This is a genomic window from Gymnodinialimonas ceratoperidinii (assembly GCF_019297855.1).
Taxonomy (GTDB): domain Bacteria; phylum Pseudomonadota; class Alphaproteobacteria; order Rhodobacterales; family Rhodobacteraceae; genus Gymnodinialimonas; species Gymnodinialimonas ceratoperidinii.
The window spans coordinates 212,518-229,368 of sequence record NZ_CP079194.1 but is presented as its reverse complement, the minus strand read 5'-3'; the positions used below and the strand labels follow the sequence as shown (position 1 = coordinate 229,368).

Here is a 16,851-nt window from a genome sequence, read left to right as displayed (position 1 = left end):
CCGCCCCCAAAAGCCACGCAAGCCTTGGGCACGCACCGCTCCCTTCATCTTGGTAAATACAACTCGATCCGACACCCGCCCCAGGCGCTGCCGTCAGCCGTTCTGCTTCAGCAGCCGCGCCTTCTGGCGGTTCCAGTCACGCTTGGCCGAGGTCTCGCGCTTGTCCTGCGCCTTCTTGCCCTTGGCGATGCCGATCTTCAGCTTCACCAGACCCTTGTGGTTGAAATACATCACGATCGGCACCAGCGTCATGCCTTCGCGCTGCGTCGCGTTCCACAGCTTCGACAGCTCCTTCTTGGAGGCAAGCAGCTTGCGACGCCGCTTCTCCTCATGCCCGAAGGTCTTGGCCTGGATGTACGGCGCGATGTAGGAGTTCACGAGCCACAGCTCCCCCTCCTTCACCTCGGCATAGCTCTCGGCGATGTTGCTGCCGCCCTGCCGCAGGCTCTTCACTTCCGAGCCTTCGAGGATGATCCCGACCTCCAGATCGCTATCGATCGCATAATCGTAGCGGGCACGCCGGTTCTCGGCGATCACCTTGTAATTCGGGTTGTCGGGTTTCTTGGCCATGGGGGCGGGATATAGGCCTTCCCGCGCCCCGTTGCTAGGGGAGCCGCCTCAGTTTGTCAGGCCCGCGTGGCGCAGGGCGGCCTTGATGGCGGTCTTGGTCTCTTCTTCGACGCCAAGCAGCGGCAACCGCACCTCGTCCGAGCAGAGGTCCAGCACCGACATGGCGTATTTCACACCGCAAACGCCCGGCTCCGCGAAGATCGCCTCGTGCAGCGGCATCAGACGGTCCTGATACTGGAGCGCCTTGCCGAAATCGCCCTCGCGCATCGCGGCCTGGAACTCGGCGCAGAGCTTCGGCGCGACGTTGGCGGTCACGCTGATGCAGCCCACACCGCCATGGGCATTGAACCCGAGCGCGCTGGCGTCTTCGGCGGAGAGCTGGATGAAATCCTTCCCGCAGCTCGCCCGTTGCTTGGAGACCCGCGCGAGATCTGCGGTGGCGTCTTTCACACCCACGATCATTGGCAGCTTGGCCAAAGTCCCCATGGTCTCGGGGGTCATGTCGATCACCGAGCGGGGCGGGATGTTGTAGATGAAGATCGGGATGCCGACCTCGGCCAGTGCGGCGTAATGGGCGATCAACCCGCGCTGCGTCGGCTTGTTGTAATAGGGTGTGACGACCAGCGTCGCATCGGCACCGACGGCCTTTGCGTGTTCCACGTGACGCATCGCCTCGGCGGTGTTGTTGGAACCTGCGCCCGCGATCACAGGCACCCGTCCGTCGGCGGCCTTCACGACGGTCTCGATCACCTGCTCATGCTCTTCATGGCTCAGCGTCGGGCTCTCGCCAGTGGTGCCTACGGGCACGAGGCCATTGGAGCCCTCGGCGATGTGCCACTCGACCAAACGTTTCAACGCGTCAAAGTCCACAGCACCATTTGTCATCGGAGTGACCAGAGCGGGCATCGAGCCATAGAACATCATTCGCGTCCTTACATGAGGGTTGGAGTGGCAATTTCCCGCTCCAATACAAGCCGCGCGCGGGATTGCCAAGTTCGTGAGTTGCGTCTGTGTCCAGCCGCCTTATCTAAAGCCTCGTAAAACCCAATTAATTTACGGAGACGCGGATTGACCCTGCGACGCCTGATACCTGTTCTTTTCCTTTGCACGTTTGCCAGCGCGGCACCGTCCAGCGCGCAATCCGATGCCGAGGCGCTGGCGGCTGCGCTGGCCGCCTACAACGCGGGCGATCTGGCGGGCGGGTCGGAGGCTGCACAAGGCCTCGAGGATCCGGTCGCGCTCGATCTGCTGGCCTGGACCCGTCTGCGCCGGGGGCAAGGCAGCTTCGAGGAGTTTGTCTCCTTCCTCGACCGCAACCCCGATTGGCCCGGCCTGCCCTACCTGCGGCGGCAGGGAGAGCCTTCGATCCCCGTCGATGGCGATGCGGCGACCGTGCTTGATTATTTCGAGGATGACCTGCCGCAGACCGGTGCCGGCGCCCTCGCGCTGGCGACGGCCCTGGCCAACACCGGCAACGAGGTCGTGGCCCGCGCAATCGTGGTCTACGCCTGGACTACGCTGGTGATGTCCGGCACCGACGCGCAGGCGCTCAACCGTGAGTTTGGGGATTTCCTGACCGAAGAGCACCACATCGCGCGGCTCGACAACCTGCTGTGGGAGAACTCTGAAACCCGCGCCCGCGCGATGTTCGGCCTTGTCCCCGAGGAGTACATCCCGCTGGCCGAAGCGCGCTTGGCACTGCGGGCGCGGACGCCGGGGGTGAACGCTCTGATCGATGCGATCCCGGCCAGCCTGCAGGACGATCCGGGCCTCGCGTACGAGCGCTTCATCTGGCGCATTCGCGAAGGCTACTGGGACACGGCGGGCGAGCTTTTGGCCGAACGCTCGACCTCTGCGGAAAGCCTCGGACGCCCCGAGGAATGGGGACGCCGCCGCGCAGACCTCGCCCGCGACGTGATGCGCGAAGGCGACCATGAGCTCTGCTATACCTACGCCGCCAACCACCACATCGACCCCGATGACGATTACATCCGCTTCGCCGATCTGGAATGGATCGCGGGCTATTGCGCGTTGCAGGTGGACCGCGCCGAGATCGCGGCTGAGCATTTCCAGCGCTTCCGCGAAGTTGTCTTCTCGCCGATCTCGGTTGGACGGGCGGGCTACTGGCTCGGACGCGCCCATGAGGCGGCAGGCAATGCAGAAGCCGCGGCGGAGGGCTATGCTCTGGGCGCGCAGTATCAATCCAGCTTCTACGGTCAACTGGCGCAGGAGCGCGGCGGCCTGCCCGTGGACCCGGAGTTTCTGGGCGACCGCAATTACGGGGATTGGCGCACGTCGAGCTTTGCCGACAGCGATGTCTTCCACGCCGCGCGGCTTCTCTACGAGGCCGGGCAGATCAACCTTGCCGAGCGGTTCTTCACCCATATCACCGAAAGCCTGAACGAGACCGAGGCCGGCATGATGGGCAACCTGATGCTGGAAATGGGCGAGCCGCACTTCGCGCTTCTGGTCGCGAAACGCGCGGCCCAGTCGGGGCACGAGATCTTCCCCGCCTACTACCCTCTTGCCGATCTGGAGGACGTGGACCTTCCGGTGCCGCGCGCCTTCGCCCTGTCGATCGCCCGACGCGAGAGCGAGTTTGACCCGGTCGTGGTCTCGGGCGCAGGGGCCATGGGCTTGATGCAGGTGATGCCGGGCACCGGTCGCGATGCGGCGGGGGCTCTGGGGATCGCCTATTCCGAGAGCCGTCTTGGCAGCGATCCCGCCTACAACGTGCTTCTGGGGTCCAGCTACCTCGCCGGACTGCTGCGGTCCTATGACGACAACCCGGTGCTGACCACCATCGGCTACAACGCCGGCCCCGGTCGGGCGCGGCAATGGGTGGAGCGTTTCGGCGACCCGCGCGAGGCGGATGACATCCTCGACTGGATCGAGGACCTCCCCTTCACGGAAACCCGCAACTACGTCATGCGCGTGACCGAGAGCCTGCCGATCTACGAGGCGCAGCTCAGCGGCGAGCTGCCGACCCTCGGCCTCAGCGAGCGCCTGCGTCAGTAGAGCCGCGCCTCCGAGACTGACGTTTCGATGAAGAGCCCTCGCAGAAATTGCGGGGGCTTTTTCGTTGCGCCTGCTTTCCTCGTGAGTCGTTGCTATCTGCCGGCTGGCTGAAATGTTGCAGAAAACCGCCCCGTCTTCACGGCGCGAAGACGGGTTCTCACAGCCGCGTGGCCTTCGTGCGACGCGGGATCATATCTGTGCATTTGCGAACCTAATTCGCGCAATTATCCCGAGTACGTGTATAGAAACACGAGATGCGAGGGTCCATATTGAGTGCATCGGACCGGGGCAGATTGGCTTGGTCCCCTAACACAAACCAACTCAAGGGCCGCGATGACCGCCGCCCGTCAAGAACACACAAAGGACTAACATTATGAAACGCTTTGCATTTATCGCCGCCCTCGCCGCTGTCGCCGCCGCTCCTGCTGTCGCTCAGTCAACCTCCACCGCCTTCGCCATCGCGCATTTCAACGAGTCCGCGGATAACGCGTCGGACATCGTGATCTTCAATGGCAACGAGAACACCACGCGGGTCTCCACCGCGGGCAACTCCGCGCTGGCCGAGACCTTCAACATCCTCAACCGCTCCGCCGATACGCCGAGCGAGTTGAACGGCACCAACGGCGCGGTGGTTGTCTCAGGCGAGGCGACCTACGGCTCGGACATCTTCGACCGTCTGGCCGCCGAGTCCCGCGAAGACAACTAAGCGCGCTAGACCCAAGTCTCCCTGACTTTCCGCCCCTCACCGTCACGGTGGGGGGCTTTTTCGTGCCGAGCGACCGCACAACGAAAAAGGGCGCCCCGAAGGACGCCCTTTTCGTAAATCTGGTGATGCGGATCAGGTGAGCGAACGCTCGACCTCCTCCCGCTCGAAGATCTCGATGACATCGCCGGGGCGGATGTCTTCGTAGTTCTCGAACGCCATACCGCATTCCTGGCCGGACTGGACTTCCTTGACCTCGTCCTTGAAGCGCTTGAGCGTCTTCAGCGTGCCTTCGTGGATCACCACGTCGTCGCGCAGCAGGCGCACACCGGCAGAGCGTCGGGCGACGCCTTCGGTCACGAGACAACCGGCGACATTGCCCACGCCAGAGACCTTGAAGACCTCCTTGATGTTGGCATAGCCGATGAAGTTCTCGCGGATCTCGGCGCCAAGCAGGCCGGAAGCGGCGGCTTTCACGTCGTCCACGAGGTCGTAGATCACCGAGTAGTAACGGATCTCCACGCCCTTCTGGTTGGCGGCGTTCCGCGCCGGGGCGTTGGCCCGGACGTTGAAGCCGATAACCGGCGTACCGGAGGCTTCGGCAAGGCCGATATCGCTCTCGGTGATCGCGCCGACACCGTAGTGCAGGACGCGGACGCGGACTTCGTCGTTGCCGATCTTTTCCAGCGCCTGAACGATGGCCTCGGCAGAACCCTGCACGTCGGCCTTCATCACCACCTGCAACTCGCGCACGCTCTCGTCGGCCTTGGCGTTTGCCAGAAGCTGGTCGAGGGTCGTGGCGGCACCGGCGGCAGCGCGTTTGTCCTTGGCGGCCTGCTCGCGGTATTCGGCGATCTCACGGGCCTGCGCCTCGGTCTCGACGACGTTGAGCACGTCACCGGCCTCGGGCGTACCGTTGAGGCCGAGAACCTCGACCGGAACCGAGGGACCGGCTTCCTTGACCCGCTCGCCCTGATCATTGACCAGCGCGCGGACCTTACCCCACTGCTCGCCGACGACGAAGATATCGCCTTGGCGCAGCGTGCCTTTTTCCACCAGAACGGTGGCGACAGGACCGCGACCCACGTCAAGCTGCGCCTCGATCACGGCACCCTGGGCGGCGCGATCGGGGTTGGCTTTCAGTTCCAGAACCTCGGCCTGAAGCGCGATGGCTTCCAGCAGCTCTGGCAGGCCTTCGCCGGTCATGGCCGAAACCTCGACGTCCTGCACGTCGCCGGACATCGCCTCGACGATGACCTCGTGCTGCAGCAGGTCCGTGCGGACTTTCTGCGGATCGGCGGCGGGACGGTCGATCTTGTTGATCGCCACGATCATCGGCACGTCGGCCGCTTTCGCGTGGGCGATGGCTTCGATCGTCTGGGGCATCACGGCATCGTCTGCCGCAACCACCAGAACCACGATATCCGTAACCTGTGCACCGCGCGCCCGCATCGACGTGAACGCCGCGTGGCCGGGGGTGTCGAGGAAGGACAGAACCGCGCCGGATTCCGTCGTCACCTGGTAGGCACCGATGTGCTGCGTGATGCCGCCGGCCTCGCCAGAGACCACGTTGGCCTGCCGGATACGGTCCAGCAGCGAGGTCTTGCCGTGGTCGACGTGACCCATGATCGTGATGACCGGGGGACGCGGCTGCATCTTGGTCTCGTCGTCTTCGACCGTGTCGATGACCTGCTCCACGTCGGAGTCGGACACACGCTGAACGCGGTGGCCGAATTCCTCGACGATGAGTTCCGCCGTATCCGCGTCGATCGGCTGGTTCTGCGTGATCATCATGCCGTTGTTCATCAGCGCCTTCACGACGTCTGCAACACGCTCGGACATCCGGTTGGCCAGCTCCGAGACGATGATCGTCTCGGGGATCTGCACGTCGCGGATGACCTTTTCACGGTCGACAGAGCCGCCCATCGCCTTCTGGCGCTGGCGTTCCTGCTTCCGCTTCATCGCGGCCATGGAGCGTTGACGGCCGCCTTCGCCACCGGACATCGCCTGGTTGACGGTCAGCTTGCCGGAGCGGCGTCCGCCGCCATCGTTGCCACGGTTGCCACGGTCATTGCGCTTGTTGTCACGCTCGGGCTCACGCCGCGAGGGGGCGGCCTTGCCACCACCACGGGGACCCGAGGGTGCCGCGGCAGGATCGGCCGCGGCCGCAGGCGCTTCCGGTTCGGCCGGCGCGTTGCGGCGGGCTTCCTCTTCGGCCTTGCGGCGGGCGTCTTCTTCTTCCTTGGCCTTCAGCGCTTCGATGCGCTCGCGCTCTTCGCGCTCTTTGGCCTCGGCGTCGGCACGGCGACGGTTGCGCTCTTCTTCACGCTCCCGCTCGGCTTTGACGCGGGCTTCGGCCTCTTCGCTTTCGCGTGCCTTGGCGGCTTGCAGCGCCTTCAGGCGCCGCTCCATCTCGGCGTCGGGGACCGACTTGTTGCGCTTGCCACCTTCGGCATTCTGCATCGCTGCAGAGGGCGCACCAGGTTTGGGCACCATAACGCGTTTACGTTTGGTTTCGACCACCACAGATTTGGTGCGACCCCGTGAGAAGCTCTGGTTTACGCGGCCTGACCGCGCCCCACCCGAGAGCCCAAGGGGTTTTTTTCCGTCTTCGTCGCTCATGCGTTCCGTCTGTCCTTCTCGGTGGTCGGGCCACCGTCTGCTAAGCGCAGTCCCTGGAGTTTCGCGGCCCCCTCTACAACACGGGGGGCGAGTCCACCAGCGGCAAGCGCGCCATGTATCACACTTTGGCGTCCGAATGCCAAACCCAATTCCTGGGCGGTAAGGATGCCGAAGTATCGGGCTCCTTCCGGGGTCCACAATTTCGATTTGCCACGTTCCGACCCGTCAGAGGCCTGCAGCAATACGCCGACGTCTTCGTTCGCCAGCCAATCCTTTACCTTCTCGAAACCTGCGACCGCTTTGCCGCCCTTGCGGGACAGCGCGATCAGGTCCGTCACGCGGCGCACCAGCTGGACTTCCACCCGGTCCACCAGATCCTCCGGCACGCGCACCTGTTGCTTGGCGGCGCGCGAAAAGAGGTTCTTCTTTACCGCCAGTTCCAAAGCGGCACGGTCGGCACTGACCCACATGCCACGGCCGGGAAGCCGTTCCAGAATATCTGGAAAGACTTCGCCATCCGGGGACACCACGAACCGGATGAAACCACGCTTGGGCGCGATCTCTCCGGTTGCGATGCATTTCCGCTCGGGACCGTCGCTCCGGTCCTTATGTTGGCCACCACGAGACATTCGCGGATCCGGGCCGAGGGCCTTAGCCCTCCGCCCCCTCCTCTGCGTTCGCCTCGGCTTCGGCGGCGGCGTCGGCTTCCAATTCCTCGATCGTCACCCAACCCAGTTGCAGGCGTGCGGTCATCACCATGTTCTGCGCTTCCTCAAGAGAAACCTCGAAGGGCTCCAGCACACCATCATCCTTGATCCGCTCACCGCCATCGGTCGTCCAGCCACCGGCCAGTTCCCAGTCGGCGCAGGTGGCGAAGTCTTCCAGCGTTTTCACGCCATCTTCGCCAAGTGCCACCAACATTTGGGGTGTCAGACCATCGAATGCAATAAGGCTCTCGTCGACGCCAAGCTCTTTCGCCTGCTCGAGCGCCTTCTTGTTCTGCTCTTCCAGGTAATCGCGGGCACGGGCCTGCAATTCCTCGGCGGTGCCTTCATCGACACCGTCGATGACCAGAAGCTCCTCGGCCTCCACGTAGGCGACCTCTTCCAGGGCGGTGAAGCCCTCGGAGACCAGCAGCTGTGCGAAGAATTCGTCGAGGTCGAGGCTGTCCATGAACAGCTTGGTGCGCTCTTCGAACTCGGCCTGACGGCGCTTGCTCTCTTCTTCCTCGGTGAGGATGTCGATGTCGAGGTTGGTCAACTGCGAGGCAAGACGCACGTTCTGACCGCGGCGACCGATGGCGAGCGAAAGCTGCTCGTCGGGGACCACGACCTCGATCTTGCCGGCATCCTCGTCGAGAACCACCTTCGAGACCTCGGCGGGCTGAAGCGCGTTCACAAGGAAGGTCGGCGCATCTTCATTCCACGGGATGATGTCGATCTTCTCGCCCTGCAGCTCGTTCACCACGGCCTGCACGCGCGAGCCGCGCATACCGACACAGGCGCCGACCGGGTCGATGCCGTTGTCGTAGGAGATGACGGCGATCTTGGCGCGAGAGCCGGGATCGCGGGCGACGGCCTTGATCTCGATGATGCCGTCATAGATTTCCGGCACTTCCATCTTGAACAGCTCGCGCATGAACTCGGGCGCGGTCCGCGACAGGAAGATCTGGTGACCGCGGTTCTCGCGGCGCACGTCCTTGATGTAGCAGCGGATGCGGTCGCCGTTGCGGTAGGCTTCGCGGCCGATCTTCTCGTTGCGGCGCAGCTGCGCCTCACCGGCACCCACATCGACGATGATGTTGCCGTATTCCTCGCGCTTGACGACGCCGTTGATGATCTCGCCGACGCGGTCCTTGAACTCGGCGTACTGGCGGTCACGCTCGGCTTCGCGCACCTTCTGCAGGATGACCTGCTTGGCCGATTGCGCGGCGATCCGGCCCATTTCCACGGGCGGCACTTCGTCGGCAATCAGGTCGCCGACGACGGGATCGGCGTTCTGGTCGACGCCTTCCATCTTGATGCGATCGTTTTCCGTGGGCTTGCGCAGCACGAAGCGGCGCACGTCGCGGGTGTCCACGATCTCGCCTTCTTCATCGTAGGTATGGGCCTTGGCGTTGAGGACCACGACATTGGGGCGCTCGGCCTTGACCGTTGCGATGCCTTCCTTGAGCGAAAGCTCGGCCTTCTCGTTCTCGATCATCTCGGGATCGGTCACGGTGCGCACGCGGGTAAAGGTGGCGCGGCCGGTCTTGCGGTCGATGGAGACACGAATGTCGACTTCCGAGCCGTAGCGCGACTTCGCCGCCCGGGCGAGGGATTCTTCCATCGCCTCGACCACCAGATTGGGGTCGATCATCTTCTCGCGCGCCACGGCTTCCGCGGTTTGCAGCAATTCGAGCTGGTTGGCTGATGTAATGGCCATGTCTTACTCCTTCGCGCCGGAGACGTCATCGTCGCCGGGCTCTTCTTCAATATCGTCAAAGTCGGACTCGTTGATGAGGCCCGCATCTTTGCGTTGTTTCAGCATTTCCTTGATCAGCTCGTCCGTCAGAACCAGCTTCGCGTCGCTCAGCCACTCGAACTGGAGGCCGACAGTCACCGTCTCGTGGCCCTGATCGATGTTGAGCAGGACTTCCCCGTCTTCCACGCCGGCCAGAACGCCCTTGAAGCGCCGCTGGCCGCCGATCATCTCGGTCGTCTCGACCTTGGCCTCGTAGCCCTCGAACGTCTCGAAATCCTTGAGGCGGGTCAGGGGGCGGTCGATACCGGGCGAGGACACTTCCAGCGCATAGGCATCCTCCAGCGGGTCTTCCACGTCCAGCAGGACGGAGATCGCGTTGGAAATCTGCGCGCATTCATCGACGTCGATGCCGCCGTCGGGGCGCTCGGCCATGATCTGCAGGGTGTTGGTCTTGCCGCCCATCACGCGGATGCGCACGACCTCGAACCCCAACGCCTCGATCGAAGGCGTGACGATTTCCGCCATCCGGCGGTCCATGGAGGTTTTGGCGATCAGATCAGACATGTGTCCCCAGAAACAAAAAAGCGGGCCGTGCGGCCCGCCTGAGTATGTCGGTGGTGCCGGAGTGTCGGCGCCGCTGTTGAGGGGGATATAGGGGGAATCGTAGGGCGACGCAAGGCCGCCCTCGTTCCGGCCAATCGCGGGCGGGATTATCCGCAGTAAACGCGGGTGATGATGGCGTCGGCGTTGCTCCAGATATTCAGGCGCTCGGGCCGGTAGTCCATCGTGCCATTGCCCGCGCCCGGAGAGAAATACCGCGCCTGAAGTCCCTGTGACCGGGCCAGCGAAACGGGCTGACCGACGAGGTATTCGAATTGCGACACGCGCAACTGCCTTTACGCAGGTTCCGGGTCGCGTGGGGCGCGGCGCGGCGGCAGACTTGAGGCTCACAGATATGGTGGCCCAGATGTTGAACCTGTCCCTTGCCCTCGTTGTCTTCCTGTTCCCGCTCGCCTTCAGTCCCGGCCCCGGTAACATGTTCTTTGCCGCCAATGGGGCGCGGTTCGGCCTGCGTGCGACGCTGCCTGCGAATGTCGGCTACCATGTTGCCACATGGATCGTGACCCTCTCGATCGGGTTCGGTTTTGCCGCGATCATGAGCCGCGCGCCGGTTCTTTTCGACGTGATCCGCTGGGTGGGTTCGGCCTATGTCCTGTTCCTCGCCTGGCGCTTTCTGCGTGCGGGGCAGGGCGCTGAGGGCGCGGTGGCGCAATCTGCCGGGGCCTGGGGTGGGGCGGTCTTGTTGCTGACCAACCCCAAGGCCTACCTGATCATGACCGTCATGTTCTCGCAGTTCCTCGGCCAGACGGAGGGGCAGCGCATTCTGGGGGTGGTGGTGATCTCGACCGTCTTCACGCTCAACAACATGGTGGCTTTCACGGCCTGGACCCTTGTGGGCGACCGGATCGCCGCGCGGTTCCGGCATGAGCGGGGGGCGCGGCTGATGAACCGGGTTTTCGCGGGGGTTCTGGCGGCGGTCGCGCTGTGGATGCTCTGGCCGTAAAGGGGGGGGGGCGTTGTTGCGGTGGCAGTCAGTCGTCGATGCGCTGGACGCCTTCGAGCAAGGAGGCCTCCAGCTTGTCGCCGTGCAGGACCGAGATGTCGCCCGTCGTCTCCAACACCACGGCGCGGACTTCGGAGAAATGCAGGACGTTGGCTTCCCGCAGCTTGGCGATGAGGTCGGAGCGCGCGACGCGGGTGACGCCAAGCGCGTCCTCGTTGATCACGCCGTCCTCCATCAGCAGGACGGGGTTGTTTTGCAGGATTTCCGCGACCGTGTCGGAGCTGCGGCGGATGTGCGCGAAGATGAATTGCGCCCCGAGGAGCGCGGCGATGGCGAGAACCGGCTGGAAGAACCCGGCCCAATCGGTGGCTTGGGTGGCGCCCGCCAAAAGCGAGCCTGTGGCAACCGTGGCGACGAAATCGAAGGCGGTCATCTTGGAGAAGGTGCGCAGGCCGATGACGCGGACCACCATGATGACCCAGATCAGGCCGATGAAAGAGAGGACGATGCCTCGGGTCAGAACCTCTGCCGTGATGGCGTCGAAAAACATCGCGGATATTCCCTGTCGTGATCGCTTGAAGATTTTAAACGCGGGGCCCGGCCCACAAGTTCCCGCGCGCGAGGAACCAATGGGCCCAAAGGGGCGTTGATCGCCCGCAAGTGACATTCGGAAGGCCCCCCATGGAAGAAGTAGACGCGAACCCCGGTCTGATTTTCGATCAGATCGATGGATGGCTGGACGGGTTGTTTCGTCTGCTGCCGAATATTGCCGTGGCGCTGGTGGTACTGGTCCTGTTCTGGTTTCTCGCCAAGTGGATCGGCGGCCTGATCCGGCGCATGGCCATGCGCCGCGACCGTGACAGCCTGGGCGAGGTCGGCGGTTCGCTGGTGCGCTGGGGTCTCGTCGTCGTGGGCTTCATGCTGGCGGTGACGATCGTGGCGCCGACGATCTCTCCCGGTGATCTGATTGCGGGTCTGGGCGTGTCGTCCGTGGCCATTGGCTTTGCCTTCAAGGACATTCTTCAGAACATGCTGGCGGGCGTCTTGATCCTGCTGCGGCAGCCTTTCGAGGTGGGGGATCAGATCGTCTCGGGCGGCCACGAGGGCACGGTGGAGAAGATCGAGACCCGTGCGACCTTCATCACGACCTATGACGGGCGGCGCGTGGTGATCCCCAATGCGGACATCTACACCGACAGCGTGGTGGTCAACACGGCCTTCGAGACGCGGCGGTCCGAGTATGACATCGGCATCGGTTGCAGCGACGATTGGGACAAGGCGCGGCGCCTGATGGAAGAGACCTGCGCGGGCGTGGACGGCGTCGAGAGCGATCCGGCGCCCGAGACGATCCCGATCGAGCTGGGCGATTCCGCCAATGTCGTGCGCCTGCGCTGGTGGACGAAGTCGGACCGGGCCTCGCAGATCCATGTCTTCGGAACGGTCTTGCAGGAGGTCTACAAGGCGCTCGACGCCGATGGTATCGACATGCCCTATCCGACGCAGGTGCACCTGTTCCACGACCAGACGGAAGAGACCGATGGCGACCGGACCAAGCAGCGGGAGGGCTGGCCCGCCTCGGGCGATGATCCGCGCCCGGCCCGCGAGGCGGACCGGAAAGCGCGGAAGTCTGGTGGGGATGCTGACTGACCGGGGCTACTGCTGCGGGAAGTAATCCTCGCACCCGCCCTCGCGGTAGACGTCCGCCGTGCAGCAATGCAGGCCGCCGCCGAAGGCGTAGGCGTCGCGCAGCTCGACCGGGACGACCTCCATCCCGAGCTTGTCCATCTGCTCCATCTGGTAGACCTCGGAGGCCTCGACGCAGACGGTCTTCGGGTCCAGCACCAGCACGTTCATGCTGAGCCAGGTCGAGGAATAGCAGAGCGGCGGCGGCGTGTTGTGGGCGGGCTGCGCGGCGTCCACGATCTCCCAATCGTTGTCATTGAAGAGCTTGCGCTGGTCGTCGGGCAGGCGGCGCTGCGGGTTGTTGAGGATCAGCCCCGGCCGCAGCGGCGTGAAGGTGGCGTCGATGTGGATCGGGTAGGGATCGCCGGGGAAGTTCACGGTGTGCACGCGATGATCGGGGAAGTGACGGCGCAGCCATTCGATGCCCTTGAGGTTCGTCGTGAAGCCGTGCTGCACCACCAGATCGCGGCCGAACCGCAGGACGTCGGCGGCGTCGAAGAGGGGCTCCTCCTCGGTGGTGACGAAGTGCTTCTCCTCGGCCCATTTCAGGCGCTGGGCCACGCCGATCTTCTCGGAGAGGTAATCGGGGTGGTAATCGGCATCGGTCAGGCGCGGCTTGGGGGCGGCCTCGTGGCGGAAGTTCGGGTCTTCCTCCCAATAGCGCTGCAGGAGGGGGCGGTAGTTGAGGTATTCGAACCAGCGGCAGCGGTAGGACATGGTGGCTTCGAGGATCTCAGCGCCGACGGTGAGCAGCACGTCGCGGGGCGGCATGCAGCCGAATTGGCTGTCGGTGTGGAAGTCGGGCGTCGTGACCGGCTTGGAGTGGTCGATGGACGTGGGCCGGTCGACGCGGATGCCGCGCTTGGTGAGCAGGCTGGCGAAATTGTCGAGCAGCTCGTTGGCGCGGTCGATGGTTTCCTGCGGGCGGCGGCCCCACTGGCCGCGCATGTCGCTGTCCTCGGGCACCTTGGCGTCCAGCGCGGGTTCCTCGGGGGGGATGTGGCAATCGTCGGCGCGGCCCACGATGACATGGCGCAGCGGATCCCATTCGTTCCAGCTGTTGACGATGGTCTTGGTCACTTGTGTTTCCTCCCGAACCTGTAGCTGAGCCCGTTTAGGGAGGCTTTGACCCTCGGGCAAGCGCGGTGTTGAACCAAATCCCCGCTCGCGCGTTGGAAGGTATCGAGACCTGAAGGACAGATATTTGGAACCGGTGAATATTCTCTACGGGCAGTTGCGTGACATTGCCCGCGAAGCCATTGCATTGTTGCCCCAGATCGCGGTGGCCGTTGTTGTTCTCCTGCTGGGTTGGGGCATCTACCGGCTGGCGCTTTGGGTGGTGGCGAAATCGCTGTCCCATTCCAGCATGCGGCAATCCCTGAAGGAGCTGATCAACCTCTTCACCGGGATCGTCGTCTGGACCCTCACGATCATGATCGCGGCGGTGATCGTCTTCCCCAACCTGACCCCCACGAGCATCCTCGCCGGGCTGGGCATCGGCTCGGTCGCCATCGGCTTCGCCTTCAAGGACGTGTTCGAGAACTTCCTCGCCGGGGTGATCATCCTGTTTCGCAAGAAGATGCGGATCGGGGATCACATCGAATGCGAGGGGATCGAGGGGAAAGTCACCCAGATTGCCGTGCGAGAGAGCCATATCCGCCAGACCGACGGGCAATTGGTGATCGTGCCCAATGCCATGCTGTTCAAGAACCCGCTGACGATCCGCACCGACCTTGATGAGCGGCGCGTCACGGTGATCTGTGGCGTCGCCTATGACGAGGACGTGGATGCAGCGCGCGAGGTGATCGAGAAGGCCGTGGCCGAATGCGATACCGTGCGGCAGGGTGAGCGGCCGATCCAGATCTTCGCGCGGGAGTTCAATTCGTCCTCCATCGATTTCGAGGTGACGTGGTGGACCGGCTCCACGCCACTCGACGTGCGCAAGTCCCGCGATCAGGTGGTGGCGAAGGTCAAACGCGCGCTGGACGATGCCGGGATCGAGATTCCGTTCCCCTACCGGACGCTCACCTTCAAGGAGCCGCTGCCGATTGCCGCCCGCCCCGATGGGGAGGAAGGCTGAGGCCCGCTCGTTTCATGGGGTTGTCTCAGGGACGCAGGGCGCTTTGCGCCGCAGCACTCAGACGAGGGTGACGCCTGCTGCTTCCATGCCGTCGCGCGCGGCAGCGAGGGAGCCGTCGAAATCGATGGCGCGGCAGAGATCCTCGCGCACCGTCACGCCGAAGCCCAGTTTCGCGGCATCGACCGCCGAGAAGTTCACGCAGAAATCCGTGGCGAGGCCCACCAGCGTCAGCTCGGAAATGCCGCGCGTGCGCAGGTAGCCCTCGAGCCCGGTGGGCGTCGTGTGGTCGTTCTCGAAAAAGGCGGAATAGCTGTCGATCGCGGGGTTGAACCCCTTGCGGATGATCAGGTCGGCGCGGTCCGTCGTGAGGTCGGCATGGAACTGCGCGCCGATGGAGCCCTGGATGCAGTGGTCGGGCCAGAGCACCTGCGGGCCGTAGGACATGTGGGTCAGGCTCATCGGCTCGGCGTCATGGGTGGAGGCGAAGGAGGAATGGCCCGCCGGGTGCCAATCCTGCGTCAGGATCACCGAGGGGTAATCCGCCATCAGCGCGTTGATGCCCGGCACGATGGTGTCACCGCCCGCGACGGCCAGCGCGCCACCGGGGCAGAAATCGTTCTGGACGTCGATGACAAGAAGGGCGTGGCTGGCTGGCTGCATCGGAAGGCTCCGCAGGGGGTGGGTTCAATCCCTACCCTACGGCTTGAGGCGACGCGCGCAACGGCGTATCTGAGCCCTCATGTTCACCGTTGCTGCCCTCTATCACTTTACCCGGTTCGATGATCCCGACGCCCTGCGCGCGCCGTTGCAGGCGGTGGCGGAGGCGGCTGGCGTGACCGGATCGCTGCTGCTGGCGCCCGAGGGGATCAACGGCACCATCGCCGGATCGCGCGAGGGCATCGACGCGGTGCTGGCCCATATCCGGGCGTTTCCGGGATGCGGCGGGCTGGAGTGGAAGGAGAGCTTCGCCTCCGAGCCGCCGTTCGGGCGGCTGAAGGTGCGGTTGAAGAAAGAGATCGTCTCGATGGGCGCGCCGGGGCTGGACCCCGCCTCGGTCGGCACCCACGTCGATCCGGCGGAGTGGAACGCGTTGATCCAGGCGCCGGACGTGGCGGTGATTGATACGCGCAACGCCTACGAGGTGGAGATCGGAACCTTCGAGGGCGCGGTGGACCCCGAGACCGAGACGTTCCGCGATTTCCCGGCGTGGTGGGAGGCCAACAAGGACCGCTTCGCCAACCAGCGCATTGCGATGTTCTGCACCGGCGGCATCCGTTGCGAGAAATCGACCGCCTACCTGAAGGCGCAGGGGGTGGAGGACGTCTTCCACCTGAAGGGCGGCATCCTGAAGTACCTGGAAGACGTGCCGGAAGAAGAGAGCCTGTGGCAGGGCGGCTGTTTCGTCTTCGACGAGCGCGTTGCCGTGGGGCATGGGCTGCAAGAGCTGCCCTATGAGCTCTGCCGCGCCTGTCGGCATCCGATCACGGCGGATGACAAGGCGGATGCGCGGTATGAGGAGGGCGTCTCCTGCCCCCGATGCATCGAAGTGCATTCCGACGCGGATCGCGCGCGGTTTCGGGAGCGACAGAAGCAGATCGCCTTGGCGAAAGCCCGTGGGGAGACGCATTTCCGCGCGTAGGGGGTGCTCCAGCGGTGGCGTTTGCGCGTGGGGCGGGCCGGGGGAGTCCGTATTTGGGAAAAGATGAAGGCGGGGGGTCGGCTGATCTGTGCCGAGGCGGCGTGCTGACCGGAACTTCGCTACTGGCGACACGTTGTCCTGACAGTCGAAACCACACAGGAGACGCGACCAATGGACCATTCAAATCATACCCCGCTGCGTACGGACGAGCTGACCTCGGCCAACCTCGAAGGCGTCAACGTCTATGGCCCCGATGACAATCACATCGGTGATGTCTCGCATTTTCACGGCACCGGCCCGGGTGCGAACGTGGTCGTCGATGTAGGCGGCTTTCTTGGCATTGGTGCCAAGCCGGTGAGCCTTTCGGTCAGCAGCCTGAACTTCATGCGCGACGAGAGTGGCAATGTGCACGCGACCACCTCGATGACGAAGGATCAGCTCAAGGAGCTGCCCGAACACAAGCACTGACGGCATAAGCTTGCTTGCAAGCCAGAAGCCGGGCGCCTGCG

Annotated in this window: 17 protein-coding genes; 7 read left to right on the top strand and 10 right to left on the bottom strand. The window is 64.2% G+C overall.

Annotated features, from left to right (window positions below):
* Window positions 1-93 precede the first annotated feature (93 nt).
* Window positions 94-570: an SsrA-binding protein SmpB gene (gene smpB, locus KYE46_RS01180; protein ID WP_219002884.1), complete on the bottom strand. Its 477-nt coding sequence runs from the start codon at window positions 568-570 to the stop codon at window positions 94-96.
* Window positions 571-618: 48 nt separating this feature from the next.
* The gene (gene dapA / locus KYE46_RS01175; RefSeq protein ID WP_219002882.1) at window positions 619-1,491 is read right to left on the bottom strand and encodes a 4-hydroxy-tetrahydrodipicolinate synthase; all 873 of its coding nucleotides are present in this window, start codon (window positions 1,489-1,491) and stop codon (window positions 619-621) included.
* A 147-nt stretch (window positions 1,492-1,638) separates the two neighbouring features.
* On the opposite strand from dapA, the gene KYE46_RS01170 reads away from it, so the two are divergent.
* Together KYE46_RS01170 and KYE46_RS01165 are read left to right on the top strand one after the other, a co-directional pair.
* Entirely contained in the window at window positions 1,639-3,588 is a 1,950-nt protein-coding gene (locus KYE46_RS01170) for a lytic transglycosylase domain-containing protein (protein ID WP_219002880.1), read from the top strand.
* 373 nt (window positions 3,589-3,961) lie between these two features.
* Window positions 3,962-4,294 carry a hypothetical protein gene (locus KYE46_RS01165; RefSeq protein WP_219002878.1) on the top strand — a complete coding sequence of 111 codons (333 nt, stop codon included), beginning with the start codon at window positions 3,962-3,964 and terminating at the stop codon, window positions 4,292-4,294.
* Between the two features lie 132 nt (window positions 4,295-4,426).
* Here KYE46_RS01165 and infB read toward each other — a convergent pair whose 3' ends face one another.
* The 5 genes from infB to KYE46_RS01140 form a co-directional block, all read right to left on the bottom strand.
* Entirely contained in the window at window positions 4,427-6,913 is a 2,487-nt protein-coding gene (gene infB, locus KYE46_RS01160) for a translation initiation factor IF-2 (protein ID WP_219002877.1), read from the bottom strand.
* A complete protein-coding gene (locus KYE46_RS01155) occupies window positions 6,910-7,542 on the bottom strand; it encodes an RNA-binding protein (RefSeq protein ID WP_219002876.1) in 633 nt (210 codons plus the stop codon). Before KYE46_RS01155 ends, infB begins: the two co-directional genes overlap by 4 nt.
* Window positions 7,543-7,564: 22 nt before the next feature.
* Window positions 7,565-9,337, bottom strand: coding sequence for a transcription termination factor NusA (nusA, locus tag KYE46_RS01150; RefSeq protein WP_219002875.1), 1,773 nt, complete (start codon window positions 9,335-9,337; stop codon window positions 7,565-7,567).
* 3 nt (window positions 9,338-9,340) lie between these two features.
* Window positions 9,341-9,940, bottom strand: a complete 600-nt coding sequence (gene rimP / locus KYE46_RS01145; RefSeq protein WP_219002874.1) for a ribosome maturation factor RimP — start codon at window positions 9,938-9,940, stop codon at window positions 9,341-9,343.
* A 146-nt stretch (window positions 9,941-10,086) separates the two neighbouring features.
* Complete coding sequence (locus KYE46_RS01140; RefSeq protein ID WP_219002873.1) at window positions 10,087-10,260, bottom strand: I78 family peptidase inhibitor; 174 nt, start codon at window positions 10,258-10,260, stop codon at window positions 10,087-10,089.
* Window positions 10,261-10,316: 56 nt separating this feature from the next.
* Here KYE46_RS01140 and KYE46_RS01135 point away from each other — a divergent pair, with 56 nt between their 5' ends.
* Entirely contained in the window at window positions 10,317-10,940 is a 624-nt protein-coding gene (locus tag KYE46_RS01135) for a LysE family translocator (protein ID WP_346345217.1), read from the top strand.
* A gap of 28 nt (window positions 10,941-10,968) precedes the next feature.
* Here KYE46_RS01135 and KYE46_RS01130 read toward each other — a convergent pair whose 3' ends face one another.
* Entirely contained in the window at window positions 10,969-11,490 is a 522-nt protein-coding gene (locus KYE46_RS01130) for a DUF421 domain-containing protein (RefSeq protein WP_219002872.1), read from the bottom strand.
* A gap of 131 nt (window positions 11,491-11,621) precedes the next feature.
* On the opposite strand from KYE46_RS01130, the gene KYE46_RS01125 reads away from it, so the two are divergent.
* Window positions 11,622-12,587 (top strand): mechanosensitive ion channel family protein, encoded by a 966-nt coding sequence (locus tag KYE46_RS01125; RefSeq protein ID WP_219002871.1) that lies wholly within the window; start codon window positions 11,622-11,624, stop codon window positions 12,585-12,587.
* 6 nt (window positions 12,588-12,593) lie between these two features.
* On the opposite strand, the gene KYE46_RS01120 is transcribed toward KYE46_RS01125, so the two are convergent.
* Complete coding sequence (locus KYE46_RS01120; RefSeq protein WP_219002869.1) at window positions 12,594-13,703, bottom strand: serine/threonine protein kinase; 1,110 nt, start codon at window positions 13,701-13,703, stop codon at window positions 12,594-12,596.
* Window positions 13,704-13,836: 133 nt separating this feature from the next.
* Here KYE46_RS01120 and KYE46_RS01115 point away from each other — a divergent pair, with 133 nt between their 5' ends.
* Window positions 13,837-14,703, top strand: coding sequence for a mechanosensitive ion channel family protein (locus KYE46_RS01115; RefSeq protein ID WP_247716881.1), 867 nt, complete (start codon window positions 13,837-13,839; stop codon window positions 14,701-14,703).
* 57 nt (window positions 14,704-14,760) lie between these two features.
* On the opposite strand, the gene pncA is transcribed toward KYE46_RS01115, so the two are convergent.
* Window positions 14,761-15,363: a bifunctional nicotinamidase/pyrazinamidase gene (pncA, locus tag KYE46_RS01110; protein ID WP_219002865.1), complete on the bottom strand. Its 603-nt coding sequence runs from the start codon at window positions 15,361-15,363 to the stop codon at window positions 14,761-14,763.
* Window positions 15,364-15,442: 79 nt separating this feature from the next.
* On the opposite strand from pncA, the gene trhO reads away from it, so the two are divergent.
* Window positions 15,443-16,342 carry an oxygen-dependent tRNA uridine(34) hydroxylase TrhO gene (gene trhO, locus KYE46_RS01105; RefSeq protein WP_219002863.1) on the top strand — a complete coding sequence of 300 codons (900 nt, stop codon included), beginning with the start codon at window positions 15,443-15,445 and terminating at the stop codon, window positions 16,340-16,342.
* A gap of 171 nt (window positions 16,343-16,513) precedes the next feature.
* Window positions 16,514-16,810 (top strand): PRC-barrel domain-containing protein, encoded by a 297-nt coding sequence (locus tag KYE46_RS01100; protein ID WP_219002862.1) that lies wholly within the window; start codon window positions 16,514-16,516, stop codon window positions 16,808-16,810.
* Window positions 16,811-16,851 lie beyond the last annotated feature (41 nt).